Source organism: Amycolatopsis ponsaeliensis (assembly GCF_030182635.1).
GTDB lineage: Bacteria > Actinomycetota > Actinomycetes > Mycobacteriales > Pseudonocardiaceae > Amycolatopsis > Amycolatopsis ponsaeliensis.
In genome coordinates this window covers 44,250-60,751 of record NZ_JAPZLD010000018.1, presented here as the reverse complement: position 1 = coordinate 60,751, position 16,502 = coordinate 44,250, and the positions used below count along the sequence as shown (strand labels likewise).

The 16,502-nt window shown below is 73.0% G+C and carries 17 protein-coding genes; 8 read left to right on the top strand and 9 right to left on the bottom strand.

Annotation, left to right across the window (positions count from 1 at the left end; all coding sequences use genetic code 11):
- Positions 1–6: 6 nt before the first annotated feature.
- The gene (locus QQ657_RS25985; RefSeq protein WP_284744861.1) at positions 7–1,221 is read left to right on the top strand and encodes an FAD-dependent monooxygenase; all 1,215 of its coding nucleotides are present in this window, start codon (positions 7–9) and stop codon (positions 1,219–1,221) included.
- On the opposite strand, the gene QQ657_RS25980 is transcribed toward QQ657_RS25985, so the two are convergent.
- Positions 1,205–1,765 carry a TetR/AcrR family transcriptional regulator gene (locus QQ657_RS25980; protein WP_284744860.1) on the bottom strand — a complete coding sequence of 187 codons (561 nt, stop codon included), beginning with the start codon at positions 1,763–1,765 and terminating at the stop codon, positions 1,205–1,207. The genes QQ657_RS25985 and QQ657_RS25980 overlap by 17 nt on opposite strands.
- Before the next feature lie 90 nt (positions 1,766–1,855).
- Here QQ657_RS25980 and QQ657_RS25975 point away from each other — a divergent pair, with 90 nt between their 5' ends.
- On the top strand, positions 1,856–2,863 hold the full coding sequence (locus tag QQ657_RS25975) for an aldo/keto reductase (protein ID WP_284744859.1): 1,008 nt from the start codon (positions 1,856–1,858) through the stop codon (positions 2,861–2,863).
- Here QQ657_RS25975 and QQ657_RS25970 read toward each other — a convergent pair.
- From QQ657_RS25970 to QQ657_RS25950, 5 genes are all read right to left on the bottom strand, one after another.
- A complete protein-coding gene (locus QQ657_RS25970; protein WP_284744858.1) occupies positions 2,860–3,435 on the bottom strand; it encodes a DinB family protein in 576 nt (191 codons plus the stop codon). The genes QQ657_RS25975 and QQ657_RS25970 overlap by 4 nt on opposite strands.
- A 196-nt stretch (positions 3,436–3,631) precedes the next feature.
- The gene (locus tag QQ657_RS25965; protein WP_284744857.1) at positions 3,632–4,729 is read right to left on the bottom strand and encodes an SWIM zinc finger family protein; all 1,098 of its coding nucleotides are present in this window, start codon (positions 4,727–4,729) and stop codon (positions 3,632–3,634) included.
- Positions 4,726–7,242, bottom strand: a complete 2,517-nt coding sequence (locus QQ657_RS25960) for an SCO1167/SCO6262 family helicase (RefSeq protein WP_284744856.1) — start codon at positions 7,240–7,242, stop codon at positions 4,726–4,728. Before QQ657_RS25960 ends, QQ657_RS25965 begins: the two co-directional genes overlap by 4 nt.
- A gap of 44 nt (positions 7,243–7,286) precedes the next feature.
- Positions 7,287–8,069, bottom strand: coding sequence for an ABC transporter permease (locus tag QQ657_RS25955; RefSeq protein ID WP_284744855.1), 783 nt, complete (start codon positions 8,067–8,069; stop codon positions 7,287–7,289).
- Entirely contained in the window at positions 8,066–8,995 is a 930-nt protein-coding gene (locus tag QQ657_RS25950; protein ID WP_284744854.1) for an ATP-binding cassette domain-containing protein, read from the bottom strand. The genes QQ657_RS25955 and QQ657_RS25950 overlap by 4 nt, the downstream gene beginning before the upstream one ends.
- A gap of 79 nt (positions 8,996–9,074) precedes the next feature.
- On the opposite strand from QQ657_RS25950, the gene QQ657_RS25945 reads away from it, so the two are divergent.
- The gene (locus QQ657_RS25945; RefSeq protein WP_284744996.1) at positions 9,075–9,851 is read left to right on the top strand and encodes a TetR/AcrR family transcriptional regulator; all 777 of its coding nucleotides are present in this window, start codon (positions 9,075–9,077) and stop codon (positions 9,849–9,851) included.
- Here the strand turns inward: QQ657_RS25945 and QQ657_RS25940 are convergent.
- The gene (locus QQ657_RS25940; RefSeq protein ID WP_284744853.1) at positions 9,834–11,003 is read right to left on the bottom strand and encodes a cytochrome P450 family protein; all 1,170 of its coding nucleotides are present in this window, start codon (positions 11,001–11,003) and stop codon (positions 9,834–9,836) included. The two genes, QQ657_RS25945 and QQ657_RS25940, sit on opposite strands and share 18 nt — an antisense overlap.
- 86 nt (positions 11,004–11,089) lie before the next feature.
- Here QQ657_RS25940 and QQ657_RS25935 point away from each other — a divergent pair, with 86 nt between their 5' ends.
- The 5 genes from QQ657_RS25935 (at position 11,090) to QQ657_RS25915 (ending at position 15,130) form a co-directional block, all read left to right on the top strand.
- On the top strand, positions 11,090–12,133 hold the full coding sequence (locus tag QQ657_RS25935; RefSeq protein WP_284744852.1) for a TetR/AcrR family transcriptional regulator: 1,044 nt from the start codon (positions 11,090–11,092) through the stop codon (positions 12,131–12,133).
- A 143-nt stretch (positions 12,134–12,276) separates the two neighbouring features.
- Positions 12,277–13,551, top strand: a complete 1,275-nt coding sequence (locus QQ657_RS25930) for an RNA polymerase sigma factor (protein WP_284744851.1) — start codon at positions 12,277–12,279, stop codon at positions 13,549–13,551.
- The gene (locus QQ657_RS25925) at positions 13,548–14,312 is read left to right on the top strand and encodes an alpha/beta fold hydrolase (protein ID WP_284744850.1); all 765 of its coding nucleotides are present in this window, start codon (positions 13,548–13,550) and stop codon (positions 14,310–14,312) included. Before QQ657_RS25930 ends, QQ657_RS25925 begins: the two co-directional genes overlap by 4 nt.
- Positions 14,313–14,645 carry a YciI family protein gene (locus QQ657_RS25920; protein ID WP_284744849.1) on the top strand — a complete coding sequence of 111 codons (333 nt, stop codon included), beginning with the start codon at positions 14,313–14,315 and terminating at the stop codon, positions 14,643–14,645. It begins immediately after the preceding gene.
- Positions 14,645–15,130, top strand: coding sequence for a GyrI-like domain-containing protein (locus QQ657_RS25915; RefSeq protein ID WP_284744848.1), 486 nt, complete (start codon positions 14,645–14,647; stop codon positions 15,128–15,130). Before QQ657_RS25920 ends, QQ657_RS25915 begins: the two co-directional genes overlap by 1 nt.
- 1 nt (position 15,131) lies before the next feature.
- Here QQ657_RS25915 and QQ657_RS25910 read toward each other — a convergent pair whose 3' ends face one another.
- Both QQ657_RS25910 and QQ657_RS25905 read right to left on the bottom strand, forming a co-directional pair.
- Entirely contained in the window at positions 15,132–15,581 is a 450-nt protein-coding gene (locus QQ657_RS25910; RefSeq protein ID WP_284744847.1) for an anthrone oxygenase family protein, read from the bottom strand.
- A gap of 17 nt (positions 15,582–15,598) precedes the next feature.
- Positions 15,599–16,420, bottom strand: coding sequence for a Rossmann-fold NAD(P)-binding domain-containing protein (locus tag QQ657_RS25905; RefSeq protein ID WP_284744846.1), 822 nt, complete (start codon positions 16,418–16,420; stop codon positions 15,599–15,601).
- Between the last annotated feature and the right edge of the window lie 82 nt (positions 16,421–16,502).

Here is a 16,502-nt window from a genome sequence, read left to right as displayed (position 1 = left end):
GTACTCATGCGGATTCTCGTCTCGGGCGCCAGCATCGCGGGACCGGTGCTCGCCTATTGGCTCACCCGGCACGGCTTCGACGTCACGGTCGTCGAACGCGCCCCGGCGCTGCGCAAGACCGGCGGCCACGCCGTCGACCTGTTCCGGCCCGCCATGGACATCACCGAACGGATGGGCGTGCTCCCGCGCGTCGAAGCCCTCAAGACCGGCACCACCCGGATGACGCTGCACCGCGAAGGCGTACGCCGCCCGCTGCGGGTGGACCTGTCGAAGATCTACCGCGCCACCTCCGACCGGCACGCCGAGATCATGCGCGACGACCTCAGCGAGATCTACTACGACGCCGGCCGCGACGACGTCGAGTACCTCTTCGGCGACTCGATCACCGGCATCTCCCCCGACGGTGACGTCACTTTCGAGCACGCCGCGCCGCGCAGGTTCGACGTCGTCGTCGGCGCCGACGGGCTGCACTCGAACGTCCGGCGCCTGATCTTCGGCGAAGAAGCCGGCCTGACGAAGTTCATCGGCGCGTACCTGGCCGTGCTCTCCCTGCCGGACACCACCGGCCTCGGCGACGGCGAAACCGTCCTGCACCTGGGCCCCGGCCGCACCGCCGGCATCTACAGCGCCCGCCAACTCGACGAAGCCCGCGCGGTGTTCCTCTTCCGCCGCGACGAGCCGCTCGACTACCACCACCGCGACGTCGCGAGGCAGCAGGAGCTGCTGCGCGAGGCCTACGCGGGGATGCACCCGCAGGTCGACGGGTGGCTGGCCGAACTGGACGGTCCGGGCCCGTTCTACTTCGACTCGATCACCCAGCTCGGGCTCGGCTCGTGGTCACGCGGGCGCGTCACGCTCGTCGGCGACGCCGGCTACTGCCCCGGCCCGGCGGTCGGCGGCAGCACCAGTCTCGCGGTGCTGGGCGCGTACGTCCTGGCCGGCGAGCTGGCCGCGGCCGGCGGCGACCACGAGCGCGCCTTTGCCGCCTACGAAAGCGAAATGGGCGAGCTGGTGCGCAAGAGCCGCGCGTTCGCCGTCGGCGCCGCCCGCAGCCTGATCCCGAGTTCCCGCGCCGGAGTGTGGGCACTGGCCCGCGGTGGTCAGCTCGTCTCGGCCCTGCCGGCCCGCGTCACGACGGCGCTGGCGAAGCTCAACACCGGCGGCGTGCGGATGCACGACTCGATGCGGGTCAAGGACTACGCGGTCACGCCCGTGGGCTGAGCCCGTCGGCGAGGACCGCGACCATCCGCTGGTTGAACTCCAGATCCTCGCCGCGCACGGGCTGGCAGAGCAGGGCCACGGCGTTCAGGAGGTCCTTCGCGCTGACGTCGGTGCGGACCTCCCCCGCCGCGGCCGCGGCGTCGAGCAGCGCCGCCAGGACCGGTTCCATCCGCTCCATGAAGTAGCCGGGCAGGGCGTCGAACGCCGGGTCGCCCGAATGCAGAGCCGCGGCGAACCCCCGCTTCGTCCCGACGAACTCGGTGTAGCGGCGCAGCCACCTTCGCAGCGCTTCGCCGGGCTGGTGGCCGGCACTCAGCTGCGGTCCCGTCTGCGCCACGACGTCGATCTCGCGCTGCAGCACGGCCGCGACCAGCTCCGCGCGCTGCGGGAAATGCCGGTAGAGCGTCCCGACGCCGACCCCGGCCAGGTCGGTGATCTCCTTCGCGGGCGCGTCCACCCCCGAGGTCGCGAAGACGCTCTTCGCCGCCTCCAAGAGTGCGTCGATGTTGCGCTGGGCGTCGGCGCGCCGACGTCGCGGCTCCACGGTCACAGTCCTCCTCCGGGTAGCTAAGCGGAAAGCCTTTCCGTATAGTTGTGGAAAAGCTTTCCGCTTAAGGTTACCCGAGGAGTCCTCATGCAGTACCGCACCCTGGGCCGGACCGGCATCAAGGTCAGCCCCTACGCCCTGGGCACGCTGATGTTCGCCACGTCCATGGGCAACGCCCCCGAGGACTCGGCCAGCGTCCTTCACAAGGCCCTCGACGCCGGCATCAACTTCCTCGACACCGCCGACGCCTACGGCGACTCCGAAGACGTCGTGGGCAAGGCCCTGGAAGGCCGCCGCGACGACGTCGTGCTCGCCACCAAGTTCGGCCGGCCGACCGGCGAGGACCCCAACCACCAGGGCGCGTCACGCCGCTGGATCGTCACCGCCGTCGAAAACTCGCTGCGCCGCCTGCGGACCGATCACATCGACCTCTACCAGCTGCACCGTCCCGACCCGGGCACCGACATCGAGGAGACCCTCTCCGCGCTCACCGACCTCCTGCGCAGCGGGAAGGTCCGCGCGATCGGCGCGTCCGGGACGCCGGTGGCCGACATCGTCGAGGGCCAGTGGGTCGCGTCCCGGCGCGGGCTCACCGGGTTCCACACCGAGCAGCCGGTGTACTCCCTGCTCAACCGCGGCATCGAACGCGAACTCCTGCCCGTCACCCAGCGCTTCGGCATGGGCACCCTCGTCTGGGGACCGCTCGGCCAGGGGCTGCTCACCGGCCGCCGGCACGACGAGCTGCGCCGCGCCGGCCTGGTCCGCCACCTCAACGACGAGCGCCGCCTCGACGTCGTCGAGAAGCTCGCCGCGCTGGCCGCGGAAGCCGGGCTGCCGATGACCCACCTCGCGATGGCGTTCACCATCACCCATCCCGGCGTGACCAGCGCCCTGCTGGGCGCCCGCACTATGGCCCACCTCGACGACCTGCTGGCCGGCCTCGACGTCACCCTCTCCGACGACCTGCTCGACCGCATCGACGAGATCGTCCCGCCGGGCACCGACGTCGGCACGCTCGACCAGACCTACCAGCCGCCGGCGCTGGAACAGCCGGGGTTGCGGCGGCGGCCGGCCGCCGACCGCGCCGCGGCCTAAACCGTGCGGAACTCGTCTGCCGCGCCCTGGACCCGCGCTTTGTAGGCCTCCCACCAGGCGGTGTCGCCGATGTCGTCGTGGTCGCCGCCGGCGCGCCCGTCGATCAGCTCGCGGACGATGTCGGCGTGGCCCGCGTGGTGCCCCGCCTCCGCCGTCACCCGCACGAGCAACGAGCCGAACGTCGTCTTCCGCCGGTCCTCCGGCCACCACGGCACCGACGCCGGCGCGTCCAGCGGCAGTACCTCGATCGACTCGTCCGTGTGCCGCCACGCCGTCCGGTACAGCTCGACCAACTCTTCGCGGGTCTCGCTCGGCGCGGCCCACATGTCGGCGCTGTCCCAGATCGACCCGTCCTCGACCCACGGCAACGGGACCGGGGCCGGGCGGCCGACGCAGTCGCCCAGGTAGCCGAGCTCCCCGCCGGCCAGGTGTTTGACCAGGCCCAGCAGGTTCGTGGCCGTCGGGGTCATCGGGCGGCGGATGTCGTACTCGCTCAACCCGGACAACGACGCGAGCACGCTGTCGCGCTTCTCCTGGAGGTACCGGTGCAGATCGGCGGCAATGGCGTCCATGGTCGGCACGTTAGCGGCGGGCACCGACAAAACAGGGCGGGCGCGCGAGGAGGAGGCAGCCTCCCGCGCGCCCGCACCCCCAGTGGCCCGGCGAACTTCCCGCCGTTGCAGACAGGAGACGACGGGGATCAGGCTGGATACCGGGTAGTTCCACGAAAATCCCTGGCCGGACCCGGTTTCACCCCGTGAAGAAGCGTCAGCCGAGCAGCAGCCCCGGATCGGATTCCGGTGGGCCCGCGGGCCACCACTCGCCGCCCTCCCGCCGGTACGGGTGCCACCGGCCCCGGCGATCCAGCCGGACCTGCACCTCCCCGGCCGTGCACCGGTTGCGGTCGAACACCGGCTCCTCGTCGGTGACGTCGGCGAGCGCGGCCCGCGCGGCCGCCAGCGCCGCCTTCGGCGGTGTCCACGGCGAATCCAGCACCTCGAGCCCGGCCCGCCCACCGTGTGTCCAGGCCGCGACCGCCCGCTCGAACTCGGGCCCCCCGCCCAGCCGCGAAGCCGCCGCGGGGAACTGCGCGGCCAGCCGGACCGTGTCGGGCCGCCGTCCCGGCCACGGCTCGCCCGCCAGCACCGCCCGGGCCTGAGCCGACGCGTTCGCGGCCAGCAGCGCGAAGGCCTCCGCGGGCACCCCGGGCGCGGCCGGGATCGACGGCGCCCCCGAGGGATGGAACTCCGCCAGTTCCGGCAGGTCTCCCGGCGTCCGGTCCTCGACGACCAGGTCCACCCGCGGCGCCGTGCGGCTCTCCAGCTCCTCGCGGATCTCCCGCTCACCCTTGCCCCGCATCAGCAACAGCACGAACGGGTCGGCGTCCAGCAGCCACGACGCCTGGAACGACAACGCCGCCGCGTGCCGGCACGGCAGCTCCCAGCCCGCGCAGTCGCACTCCGGGTCCAGGTCGCCGATCCCGGGCAGCAGGTGGACGCCGGCGTCGTCGGCCGCCGTCACCAGGTCGTGCGGCATGTCCCGGTCCAGCAGCGCCGCCAGGTGCCCCGCCCGCGAGGCGACCCGGTCGAGGAACCGCGTCCAGTCCGCTTCGGACAGCTCGGCCAGCCGCAGCTCGGTGTGGAACGGTCCGCCGTCGACGTCGTCGACCGCCGCCGCGATCCGGCCCGGGCTCACCGTGATCGGCCCGACCAGCCCGGCCGCGGCGTACTTGCGGCCTTTCTTCAGCTGCCCCAGGTCCAGCGCGGTGTCCTCCATCGCGCTCACCCAGGCGCGCCCCCACCAGGAGCGGGCCGAGCGCCCGGCCGCTCCGAACGCGGGGAACCCGCGCACCGCCTCGTCGCTCATCCGCGGCTCCTCAGCTCGACGAGCTCCGCGAGCTCGGTGTCGGTCAGTTCCGTCAGCGCCGCCTCGCCACCGGTCAGCACGGCGTCGGCCAGCGCCCGTTTCTCCCGCAGCATCGCCGCGATCCGGTCCTCGACCGTGCCTTCGGCGACGAGCCGGTGCACCTGCACCGGCCGGGTCTGCCCGATCCGGTAGGCGCGGTCGGTCGCCTGGTCCTCCACCGCCGGGTTCCACCAGCGGTCGAAGTGCACGACGTGGTCGGCGCGCGTGAGGTTCAGCCCGGTGCCGGCCGCCTTGAGCGACAACAGGAACACCGGCACCTCACCGGCCTGGAACCGTTCGACGAGCTGTTCGCGACGCGCGACCGGCGTGCCGCCGTGCAGCAGCTGCGTCCCGATCCCCCGCGTGGCCAGGTGCTGCTCCAGCAGCCGGGCCATGGCGACGTACTGGGTGAACACCAGCACCGCGCCGCCCTCGGCGAGGATCGTGTCCAGCAGTTCGTCGAGCAGCTCCAGCTTGCCCGAGCGGCCGCCGGGCTCTTTGAGGTACTGCGCGGGATGGTTGCAGATCTGCTTGAGCGCGGTCAGCAGCTTGACGATCCGGCCGCGCCGGGCGATCCCGTCGCTCGCGGCGATGTCGGCCATCATCTCCCGCACGACCGCCTCGTACAGCGCCGCCTGCTCCGGGCTCAGCGCCACCGGCCGGTCGGTCTCGGTCTTCGCCGGTAGCTCCGGCGCGATCCCCGGGTCGGACTTGCGGCGCCGCAAAAGGAACGGCCGCAGCAACCGCGAAAGCCGCTCGGCCGCGGCGGGGTCCCCGGCTTCGATCGGTTTCGCCCACCGCGCCCGGAAATCGCTCAGCGAACCCAGCAACCCCGGCGCCGACCAGTCGAGGATCGCCCACAGCTCCGAGAGCGTGTTCTCCACCGGCGTGCCGGTCAGCGCCACCCGCGCGGCCGCGGGCACCAGCCGCAGCGCCTTCGCCGTGCCCGATCGGTGGTTCTTGACGTGCTGGGCCTCGTCGGCCACCAGCAGCCCCCACCGGATCCCGGCGAGCGGCGCGGGATCGGTGCGCAGCGTGCCGTAGGTGGTGAGCACGAACCCCTCGACGTCCTCGAGCGAACGCGCGATGCCGTGGAAGCGCCGGACCGGCACGTCCGGGGCGAACCGGCGGATCTCGCGTTCCCAGTTGCCCAGCAGCGACGCCGGGCAGACCACCAGCGTCGGCCCGGACGCGCGGTGCAGGTGCAGCGCGATCAGCGTGACCGTCTTGCCCAGGCCCATGTCGTCGGCGAGACAGCCGCCGAGGCCGAGCCCGGTCACCGTGGCCAGCCACTGCAGCCCGCGCAGCTGGTAGTCCCGCAGCGTCGCGGCCAGCCCGGCCGGCGGTGCCTGGGGTTCCGGCGGCGCCGACAGCCGTTCCTTCAGTCGCGCGAGCCAGCCTTGGGTGACGACCTCGACCGGCTCGCCGTCGACCTCGGTGGTCCCGGTCAGCACCGCACCCAGCGCGTCGACCGGTGTCAGCGGCTTCAGCGTCCGCTCGCGCGCCTTCGCCGCCAGCGCCGGATCGACCAGCACCCAGCGGTCGCGCAGCCGCACCACCGGACGGCGGGCCTCGGCGAGCGCGTCCAGCTCCGCCGCGGTCAGCACCTCGCCGCCCAGGGCGAGCTGCCAGTCGAACTCCAGCGCCCGGCCGCCGCCGAAGAACGACGGCAGATCACCCGGCGCGTCCCCGGCGTTCACCACGGCCCGCGCGGTCAGCGACCCCGCGAGTTCCGCCGGCCAGTGCACGTCGATGCCCACCGCCGCCAGCCGGGGAGCCGCGGACGCGAGCAGCTCGGTCACGTCGTCCTCGCCCAAGGCCAGCTCGTCCGGCACCGCCGAAGTGAGCAGCGGGCTCAGTGCCGGCCACACCTGCGCGCCGCGCCGCAGCGCCAGGACGACGTCGATGCGTGCCCGCGGCCCGAACCGGCCCGTCTCCCACAGCTGCGCCGCGTCGGCGACCTGGCCCGGCTCGGCGAGGCTGTGCACCTGCACGACGGCGTGGAACCGGCCGGTGTCGAAGCCGTCCGGGGCTTCCACCCGCAGTGAGACGCGGATGCCCGAGTCGAGGCCGGCGGCCAGTTCGTCGGCCCAGTCGCGCACGGACTCCGCCCGCTGCGGCGCGACCGCGGCGAACAACCGTGTCCCGGCCGCCTTCGCCGCGGCCGGCGTGCGGGGCAGGGTGTCGGCGACGGCGTCGAGGAACGCCCGCAGCAGCGGCCCCGGCGCCCGTTCGTCCACCGGCATCGCGGCCGCGAGATCCCGCAGCCACGCGGCTTCCGCCGGTTCGAGCGGTCCGACGCGCCAGGCGTCGTAGCCGGCCTCGGTGACACCCGGCAGCAGCCGGCCCGCCGCGACCAGCCGCAGCGCGGCTTTCGCCGCGGTCGCCCAGAACGCCGTGGCGGGATCGGGATCGGTGGCGGTCAGCAGGTCCGGCAAGCCGTCCACCAGGGACAGCCGGCGCCCGTCGAGCACCAGCCGTCCCGCGCGTGGGGGTTCCCCCGGTTCGAAGTCGGCGTTCAGTTCCCCATCCTCCTGTATCGACGCACGGACAACGGCACGAACACCGCGAGCAGCACCAGCGGCCACACCACCGCCATCGCCACGGAGTGCGCGCTCACCCAGGACGTCCCCGCCGCGCCAGGGTTGCCGAACAGCACCCGCGCCGCCGTCACCGTGGAGGACAACGGGTTCCACTCCGCCACGGTTCCCAGCCACGCCGGCATCGTCGCGGTCGCCACGAACGCGCTGGAGAGGAACCCGAAGGGGAACTCCAGGGTCTGGGCGAGCGTCACCATCGACGGGTCGGTGGTCAGCAGGCCCAGGTAGATCCCGGCCCACACCAGCGCCGTGCGCAGCAGGAGCAGCAGCCCGAACGCGGCGAAGGTCTCGGCCAGGCTCCCGTGCGGCTGCCAGCCGACCGCGAACCCGCACCCGAGCAGCACGGCCAGGGCGAGGACCGCGTTCACCAGGTCCGCCGCGACCCGCCCGGTGAGCACCGCCGAAGGCGCCATCGGCAGCGACCGAAAGCGGTCGGTGACGCCCTTGGTGGCGTCGTCCAGCACCGCGATCATCGTCCCCGACAGCCCGAACGCCATCGTCATCGCGAACATCCCCGGCATCAGGAACTCGCGGTAGGACCCGCCGCCGGGCACGGTCATCCCGCCGCCGAGCAGGTAGGCGAAGATCAGCACCATCAGGATCGGGAACGCGACCACGGTGACCAGCCGGGCCGGGCGCCGCGCGAGGTGGGCGAGGTAGCGCCCGGTGAGCGTCCAGCCGTCTTCGAGGGCCCATCTCATCGCGACACCTTCCCCGTCAGCTCCAGGAACACTTCGTCGAGCGTCGGATGCCGCAGCGCCACGTCGGCGACCGCCAGTTCGGCCGCTCCCAGCTCGCGGACGACGTCGGTCAGCATCGACGCCTCGGCCGGTGCGCTGACCCTCAGCTCCTCGGTGACCGGCTCGGCGCCGGTGACGCGGGCCAGCAACGCCGCCGCCGCGCCGACGACGTCCGGGTCGGTCACCATCAGCTCGATCCGGGTCGCCCCGAGCGAGCCCTTCAGCTCGGCCGGGGTGCCTTCGGCGATCACGCGCCCGTGTTCGACCAGCGAGATGCGGTCGGCCAGCCGGTCGGCCTCCTCCAGGTACTGCGTGGTGAGCAGCACGGTCGTGCCGTCGGCGACCAGCGACCGCACCGCCCGCCAGACCTCGATGCGGCTGCGCGGGTCCAGCCCGGTCGTCGGCTCGTCGAGGAACAGCACCCGAGGAGCGGCCAGCAGCGACGCGGCCAGGTCCAGCCGCCGGCGCATCCCGCCGGAGTACGCCGAGACCGGCTTCGAGCCCGTGTCCGCGAGCCCGAACCGCTCCAGTAGGTCGTCGGCGCGGCGGGTGGCTTCGCGCCGGCCCAGGTGGTGCAGCCGGCCGAACAGCACCAGGTTCTGCCGTCCGGACAACAGCTCGTCGACCGCGGCCTGTTGCCCGACCAGCCCGATCGAGGCGCGCACTTTCGCTGATTCAGTGGCGACGTCGAAGCCGGCCACCCGCGCGGTACCGCCGTCGTGGCGCAGCAGCGTGGAGAGCACGCGGACGGCCGTGGTCTTGCCCGCGCCGTTGGGGCCCAGCAGGCCGTGCAGCGACCCGGCCGGGACCGAAAGATCGAACCCATCGAGGGCGTACGCGTCGCCGTAGCGCTTGCGAAGTCCCTCGGCATGGATCTGCGGAGTCATCCTCCCCCTTAACTCTGTACAGTGTACGAAGTAGAGGTTAGCACAACTCTGTACGGCGTACGAAAATCGGGTGAGCAGAATGAGCGGCGTGAGCACGGAGGACAACGGCGGCGGCGACCCGCGACGGGCGATCGAGCTGCTCTGGGGCGTCTCGGCGCCTGCGCGGCGCGGCCCGAAACCGAAGCTGGCCACGGCCGACGTCGTGCGCGCCGCGGTCGCGCTGGCCGACGCCGACACCATCGACGCCGTCACCATCCGCCGGGTCGCCGAGCAGCTCGGCGTCTCCCCCATGTCGCTCTACACCTACGTGCCGGGCCGGGCCGAGCTGCTCGACCTGATGATCGACCACGCCCATGGCGAACTGCCGGCCCCCGATCCGGATCTCGGCTGGCGCGAGGCACTGACGGCGATCGCCGACGGCCAGTGGGCGCTCTTCCACCGCCACCCCTGGCTGCTGCAGGTCACCACCAGCCGCTCGGCACTCGGCCCGCACAGCTTCGCCAAGTACGAACACGAGCTGCGCGCGGTCGAGGGCATCGGGCTCGACGACGTCGAGATGGACGCCGCCGTCGGCCTGGTCACCGGCCTGGTCCGGACGACCGCGCGCAGCTCGCTCGACGCCGCCCGCCTGGTCCGCACCAGCGGCATGACCGACGCCCAGTGGTGGGAGCGCGCCGCGCCGGTGCTGGCCGGCATCCCGGCCGCCGACGCGGCGCACTACCCCCTGGCTTCACGGGTCGGCCAGGCCGCGGGCGAAACCCACAACGCCGCGGAAGACCCGGCCTACACCTTCCGCTTCGGCCTCGCCCGCGTCCTCGACGGCATCGAGGCGCTGGTGTCAGAGCGTCAGCAGTAGCTCCGCCGGACGCCAGGTCCCGCCGTCGGGTGCGCGCGGCACATCGCCGGTCAGCGCCAGGTCCGGGAAGCGGGCGAACAGCGCCGAGAGCGCCACCTCCGTCTCGACCCGCGCGATCGACGCACCCAGGCAGAAGTGCGGGCCGTGCGAGAACCCGAGGTGCGCCGGCCCGGCCCGCGTGACGTCGAGGCGGTCGGCGTCGGGGAACGCGCGCGGGTCGCGGTCGGCGGCCACCATCGCGGCCGTCACCCGCTCGCCTTCGCGGATCACCTGACCGTCGATCTCGACGTCTTCGCGCGCGAACCGCGGCGTGGTCAGCAGCTGCGGGCTGCAGAAGCGCATCAGCTCCTCGACCGCGCCCGGCCACAACGCCGGATCCGCGCGCAGGGCCGCGACCTGGTCCGGGTGCCGCAGCAGGGCTTCGACGGCGTTCGCGATCAGGTTCACCGGCGTCTGGCCGGCCAGCACGAGGTGCCAGACCAGGGTAACCAGCTCGGTGTCGGTGAGCCGGTCGTCGTCCTCGGCCCGCACGAGGTCGCCGATGAGGTCGTCGCCCGGTTCGGCCCGGCTGCGCGCGACCGCGTCCTTCGCCCCTTCGATGATCTCCGGGATCGCGGCGGCGAAGCCGGGGCCCACGCCGCCGGCGACCGCGGCGCCGTACTCCCGCCAGCGCGGCCGGTCGGCCTCGGGAATGCCGGTCATCTCGCAGATGACGTCCATCGGCAGCGGCCGCGCGAAGTGCGGCACCAGGTCGACGACGCCGTCCTCGGCGTGGGCGGGCAGCTCGTCGAGCAGCCGTTCGGTGAGCGTCACCAGCCTGGGCCGCAGGTGCGCGGCCCGCTTCGGGGTGAACGCCGGCGCCACGAGCCGGCGCAGTCGCAGGTGCTCGGGCCCGTCCTGTTCGGCCATCGTCCGCATGTACTCCAGGCAGTGCTCGGGGATGCCGGGCGGGCGCATGAAGCTTTCGGCCCGGACCTCGAACCGCGGGTCGGCCAGCATCGCGCGGGCCTGGGTGTAGCGGGTCAGCGCCCAGAACGGGCCGAAGCCGGGGATGACCAGCTTGGCCACCGCACTCACCTCCCGGGCCTGGTCGTAGGCGGTGAACGGATCAGTCAGGACCTTCAGGTCGGTGAGGTCGATCTCGGGGGTCATCCGCAACTCCAAATGCTCACATCAGATGTTCTAATCATCTCAGTGGTCACGGTATCTTGATCCACGACACCGCGGCAAGGAGGACGATGGTCAGGCTCAGCAGGACGGAGACCCAGGAGCGCAACCGCGCGAAGGTCCTCTCCGCCGCCCGCGACGAGTTCGCCGGGCGCGGCTTCCGCGACGCGAAGATCGACGTCATCGCCGAACGCGCCGAGCTCACCCGCGGCGCGGTCTACTCCAACTTCCCCGGCAAACGGGCCCTGTACTTCGCCGTCCTGGCCGACCTCGCCGAACGCGCGCCCCGGTTCGCCACCCCACCACCGGACGCGAGCGCGGCCGACGTCCTGGCCGCGTTCGCCCGCGCCTGGGTCGCGCGCCTGCCCTTGGCCACCGACGACGACAGCGGCGACGCCCGCCTCGGCCGCGACCTGCTGCCCGAGATCCTCGCCGACGAGCACACGCGCCGGCCGTTCGCGCAGCTCATGCGCGTCGAGGCCATCCTGCTCGGGCTCGCCCTGGAACGGGTGCGCCCGGGCCGGCGCCTGGTCCGCGTCGCCGAAGCCGCCCTCACCACGCTGCACGGCGCGAGCCAGCTCGCCGCCGCCGCGCCCGGCTTCGGCGAGCCCTTCCACATCGTCGCCGCCTGCAGCGCACTGCTCGACCTGCACCTCAGCGACGACTGGCCGGAAGTCCCGCCGATCACGAACCAGGCCCGCCCAGCCGGCGAACCGTGGAACCCGCCGGCCGCGACCGACCTGCTGACCGGCGAACCGTTCCGGCCCGGCGACGGCGTCGTCACCATCCTCGGCCTGCACCGCGCCGCCGCCTTCGAAGAAGCCGTGCGCACCGGCGCCGACGTCACCGCCGTGCTCGTCACCAGCGACCCCGGCGAGCTCGCGCCGCTGGCTCGGCTCGCCGTCGCCGACCTGCGCGGCTGCCTCGACCAGGCGATCGCGCCCCCGGAGCGGCCCCGGCTGCGGCTCGTCTGCGACGCGACCGGCGAACTGGCCGCGGCCGCCGGCGTCACCGCCGTCAGCGACGCCACCGAGACGGCCGTCCGCGTCGAAGCCGGCCGAATCGTCGTGCGCGCCGAGGGGTTCGGCGCTTGCCACGCGGCAGCGACCGGGTAGGAGCGCCGGCCCCGGAAGGTCTTGAATGAGTCATTCAGGACTTCCCACGACCTGAATGACTCATTCAAGACACCGGCTCCGGGTGACTGTCGGTCCTGGGCCCGGCCGTTCGTCGGGTGGGTGAACCGGCGGAAGGAGCGGTGGTGGACGTCGAGACCGCGGTCGCGGAGGCGTTCCGCGAGGAGTGGGGCCAGGTCGTGGCCACGCTCATCCGGATCACCGGCGACTGGGACCTGGCCGAGGAGTGCGCCCAGGAGGCGTTCGCCCTCGCGCTGCGCACCTGGCCGCGCGACGGCATCCCGAAGCGGCCCGGCGCCTGGCTGACCACCGCCGCCCGCAACCGCGCCACCGACCGGCTGCGCCGCGAGACCGCCGGCGCCGCCAAGCTCCGGGAGGCCGCCCTGATGCACGTCCGCGAAGAACCCGAGAGTGACGACAGCGGCGTCACCGACGACCGGCTGCGGCTCATCTTCACCTGCTGCCACCCGGCCCTGGCCACCGAAGCCCAGGTCGCGCTCGCGCTGCGCACCCTGGCCGGGCTGTCCACGGCCGAGATCGCCCGCGCCTTCCTCGTCCCGGAAGCCACCATGTCCCAGCGGCTGGTGCGGGTGAAGCGCAAGATCCGCCACGCCGGCATCCCCTACCGCGTCCCGCCCGCGCACCTGCTGCCCGAACGCACCGCCGCCGTCCTCGGCGTGCTGTACCTGACGTTCAACGAGGGCTACTCCGCCAGCGCCGGGCCCGACCTGCAGCGCCCCGACCTCGCCGCCGAAGCCGTCCGGCTCGCCCGCGTCCTGGCCCGGCTCATGCCCGATGAACCCGAGGTCCTCGGCCTGCTCGCGCTGCTGCTGTTCCAGCACGCCCGCCGCGCCACCCGAGCCGGCCCCGACGGCGAACTGGTCCCGCTCGAGGAACAGGACCGCACCCGGTGGGACGCGGGCGAAATCACCGAAGGCACCCAGGTCCTGGAGACCGCGTTGCGCCGGCGACGGCCGGGGCCGTACCAGATCCAGGCCGCCATCGCCGCCTGCCACGCCACCGCCGCGACCCCCGCCGACACCGACTGGGCCCAGATCGCCGGGCTCTACGGCGAGCTGCGCAAACACGTCCCGAGCGCCGTCGTCGAGCTCAACCGGGCCGTCGCGGTCGGCATGGCCGACGGCCCGCTCGCCGGGCTCGCGCTGCTCGACGACCTGAGCATGGACGGCTACCACCTGCTGCCCGCCACCCGCGCCGACTTCCTCCGCCGCCTGGGCCGGGGCGCCGAAGCCGCCGACTGGTACGCGAAAGCGCGCGACCTCGCCCCCACCGAGGCCGAGCGCGCCTACCTCACGCGAAGAATTTCGGAACTGGTGTCGGTCCCGGGCGGGCCCGTTCGTCGGTCGGGCGAACCCCGACCACCGGAGGAAAGCCCATGACCACCCTCGCCGTCCCCGGCGCCACCCTCACCTACGACGTCACCGGCCGCGGCCCGGTGCTGCTGCTGGTTCCCGGCGGCCCCGCCGACGCCGCGGTGTTCACCCACATCCGCCCGGTGCTGGCCGAGGACCACACGGTCGTCACCTACGACCCGCGCGGCCTCGGCCGCAGCCCACTCGACGGCGAACCCGGGGACGACGTCCTCCGCGAGCACGCCGACGACGTGCACCGGCTGCTCGCCGAGGTCGGCCCCGCGGACGTGTTCGCCAGCAGCGGCGGCGCCATCACGATGCTCGACCACGTTCTCCGGTACCCCGGGGATGTCCGGACGGTCGTGCTGCACGAACCGCCGGTCAGCCGTTACCTGCCCGCCGGGGCCCTCGACGGGCCCGACATCCCCGCGCTGTTCCGCGACCAAGGCCTCGGCGCCGCCTTCGCCGCGTTCATGGCGCTCGTGGGGGTCGACCCCGCGCCGCCGCTCGACCCGCGTGGCGAAGGCAACTTCACCTACTTCTTCCGCCACCTGATGGCGGCCACCGGCGCCTACGAACCCGATCTCGACGCGCTCCGGGCGACGTCCGCGCGGCTGGTCGTCGCCGTCGGCGGGAAGTCCGCCGGGTCGACGGCCCACGAAACCGGCCTCGGGCTCGCCACCGCCCTCGGCCTGGGCGTGGTGGAGTTCCCGGGCGACCACGGCGGGTTCGCCACCGAACCGGAAGCCTTCGCCGCGCGCCTGCGCGAAGTACTGGAAGGACGCTGAATGCGGTACCTGCTGATGATCGCCGGCGACGAGACCGCCGAAGAACACCAGTACGACGGCTGCGACGGCTGGGGCGAGGACCTGGCCCGCCGCGGCAAGATCCACGGCGGAGGCGGCCTGCGCCCGCCGTCGGAAGCCACCACGATCCGTGTTCGCGACGGGGAAGTGCTGCTCACCGACGGGCCGTTCACCGAGGCCAAGGAACAGATCGGCGGCTACGTCGTCCTCGAGTGCGACGACCTCGACGAAGCCCTCGAGATCGCGGCCAAGCACCCCGCCGCGGCCTACGGCAGTATCGAGGTCCGCCCGATCTTCGTCCCGGAGGAACCCTGATGCCGTCCATCGTGGACCGACCGGCCCAGCGCTACGTCGCCGAGCGCGCCACCCTCGGGATCGAGGAGTTCCCGCGCATCGCCGACCGGCTGCCGCCGCTCATCGGCACCCTGGCCGGCGACGGGGTCGTCCCGGCCGGGGCGCCGTTCTTCCGCTACCTCGTGCTGCACCCGGGCATGCGATTCACCGTCGAGGCCGGCGTCCCGATCGAGGGCGAGTTCAGCCCTGAGGAACCCGCTTTCATCGGTGAGGTGCCGGCCGGGAAGTACGTCCTCGAAACCTACGTCGGCGCCCCCGACGGCCTGGCCGCCGCCACCGTGGAAGTCCTGGCCTGGGGCGCCGCCGAGGGCGTCACGTGGGATGTCACCGAAGGCGCCGACGGCGAGGAGTGGGGTGGCCGCCTGGAAGTCCTGCGCACCAACCCCCTGGAGGTGCCCGACCCCACCCAGTGGGTCACCGACCTGCTCTTCCGCCTCGCGGACTGAATCACCTGTCGGTGAGCACGGCCGCGACCAGGCAGCCGAACCCGGCCGTGCTCACCACCGCGCGCAACACGTTCCAGCGCACCCACGCCGCCTCGAAGTTCGCGCGCACCGCCGCGTAGTCGTCGCCACCGGACTCCAGCGCGTTGTTCAGCGGGATGTTCAGCGCCCCGGTGATCAGCAGCGTCGCCACCAGGCAAGCGAACCCGGCGATCACCCACGGCCGCGGCCCGGGGTTGAGGAAGATCGCCACGCCCGCCAGCAGCGGCGCGCCCAGGAACGTCAGCATGAAGACGGGGTTGACGATCGCGATGTTGATCCCGCGCATCGCCTCCACGAACGTCTTGTCGTCGCCGCGTGCGAGCCCCGGCATCACCGAGCACGCGTAGGCGTAGAACAACCCGGCGAGCAAACCGGCCGCGACCAGCGCGGCCACCAGCACCACAGTCGACATCGGTCTCTCCTTTCCCTTCACCGGGCCCAGACCCCGGTGGCTGCCGCGTCCCGCGCGAAGCCGGCGAAGTCCGTCGCCGGCCGCCCCAGCACCCGCTCGACATCGTGGGTCACCGACTCGTTGCGGCCGTCGAGCACTCGAGCGAACAGCTCGGTCAGCGCTCCGGCTTCTTCTTCCGGAACGCCGTACTCGACCGCCGCGGCGGCGTACTCCTCCGCGGAAACCGGAACATAGCGGACATCTCGTCCCGCCGCGGCGGAAATATCCGCGGCGGCGTCGGCGAAGCTCAGCAGCCGTGGCCCGGTCAGCTCGTACAGCTGCCCGGTGTGGCCCTGCTCGGTCAGCACCTTCACCGCGACGTCGGCGATGTCGCGGACGTCAACGAACGGCTCGGTGACCGTGCCCGCCGGCAGCGCGATCTCCCCGCCGCGCACGGCTTCCAGGAGGAAGTGCTCGCTGAAGTTCTGCGCGAACCAGCTGCACCGCAGGACCGTCCAGCCGATCCCGGCGCCGGCCACGATCCGTTCGCACGCCTCGGCTTCCTCCTCGCCGCGGCCGGACAGCAGCACCAGGTGCCCGATGCCGTGCGCGACCGCCAGTTCCGCGAAGGCACGGATGTCGGCGGCCGCCCCAGGCACCACCAGATCGGGGTAGTAGGTCAGGTAGACGGCGTCGATGCCCTTCAGCACCGGCGCCCAGGTCTCGCGGTCGTTCCAGTCGAACGGCGGCGCCCCGCGCCGCGACGTGATCCGCGCCGCCAGGCCGCGTTCCCGCAGCCGATCCGCCACGCGGCGCCCGGTCTTACCGGTGCCGCCCACCACCAGGAAGTTCGTTGTCATGGCAGTGAGTCAACCGGCTTCCGGTAAGACTCTCCATAGTTCAAAGCCTCGATCGCATGTTCCAGCGTCTACACTCGGCGTC

Coding starts and splice junctions, on each gene's coding strand:
- QQ657_RS25985 (WP_284744861.1), top strand. CDS start 7: ATGCGGATTCTCGTCTCGGGCGCCAGCATCGCGGGACCGGTGCTCGCC.
- QQ657_RS25975 (WP_284744859.1), top strand. CDS start 1,856: ATGCAGTACCGCACCCTGGGCCGGACCGGCATCAAGGTCAGCCCCTAC.
- QQ657_RS25970 (WP_284744858.1), bottom strand. CDS start 3,435: ATGGACGCCATTGCCGCCGATCTGCACCGGTACCTCCAGGAGAAGCGC.
- QQ657_RS25965 (WP_284744857.1), bottom strand. CDS start 4,729: ATGAGCGACGAGGCGGTGCGCGGGTTCCCCGCGTTCGGAGCGGCCGGG.
- QQ657_RS25955 (WP_284744855.1), bottom strand. CDS start 8,069: ATGAGATGGGCCCTCGAAGACGGCTGGACGCTCACCGGGCGCTACCTC.
- QQ657_RS25950 (WP_284744854.1), bottom strand. CDS start 8,995: ATGACTCCGCAGATCCATGCCGAGGGACTTCGCAAGCGCTACGGCGAC.
- QQ657_RS25945 (WP_284744996.1), top strand. CDS start 9,075: ATGAGCGGCGTGAGCACGGAGGACAACGGCGGCGGCGACCCGCGACGG.
- QQ657_RS25940 (WP_284744853.1), bottom strand. CDS start 11,003: ATGACCCCCGAGATCGACCTCACCGACCTGAAGGTCCTGACTGATCCG.
- QQ657_RS25935 (WP_284744852.1), top strand. CDS start 11,090: ATGGTCAGGCTCAGCAGGACGGAGACCCAGGAGCGCAACCGCGCGAAG.
- QQ657_RS25925 (WP_284744850.1), top strand. CDS start 13,548: ATGACCACCCTCGCCGTCCCCGGCGCCACCCTCACCTACGACGTCACC.
- QQ657_RS25920 (WP_284744849.1), top strand. CDS start 14,313: ATGCGGTACCTGCTGATGATCGCCGGCGACGAGACCGCCGAAGAACAC.
- QQ657_RS25915 (WP_284744848.1), top strand. CDS start 14,645: ATGCCGTCCATCGTGGACCGACCGGCCCAGCGCTACGTCGCCGAGCGC.
- QQ657_RS25910 (WP_284744847.1), bottom strand. CDS start 15,581: ATGTCGACTGTGGTGCTGGTGGCCGCGCTGGTCGCGGCCGGTTTGCTC.
- QQ657_RS25905 (WP_284744846.1), bottom strand. CDS start 16,420: ATGACAACGAACTTCCTGGTGGTGGGCGGCACCGGTAAGACCGGGCGC.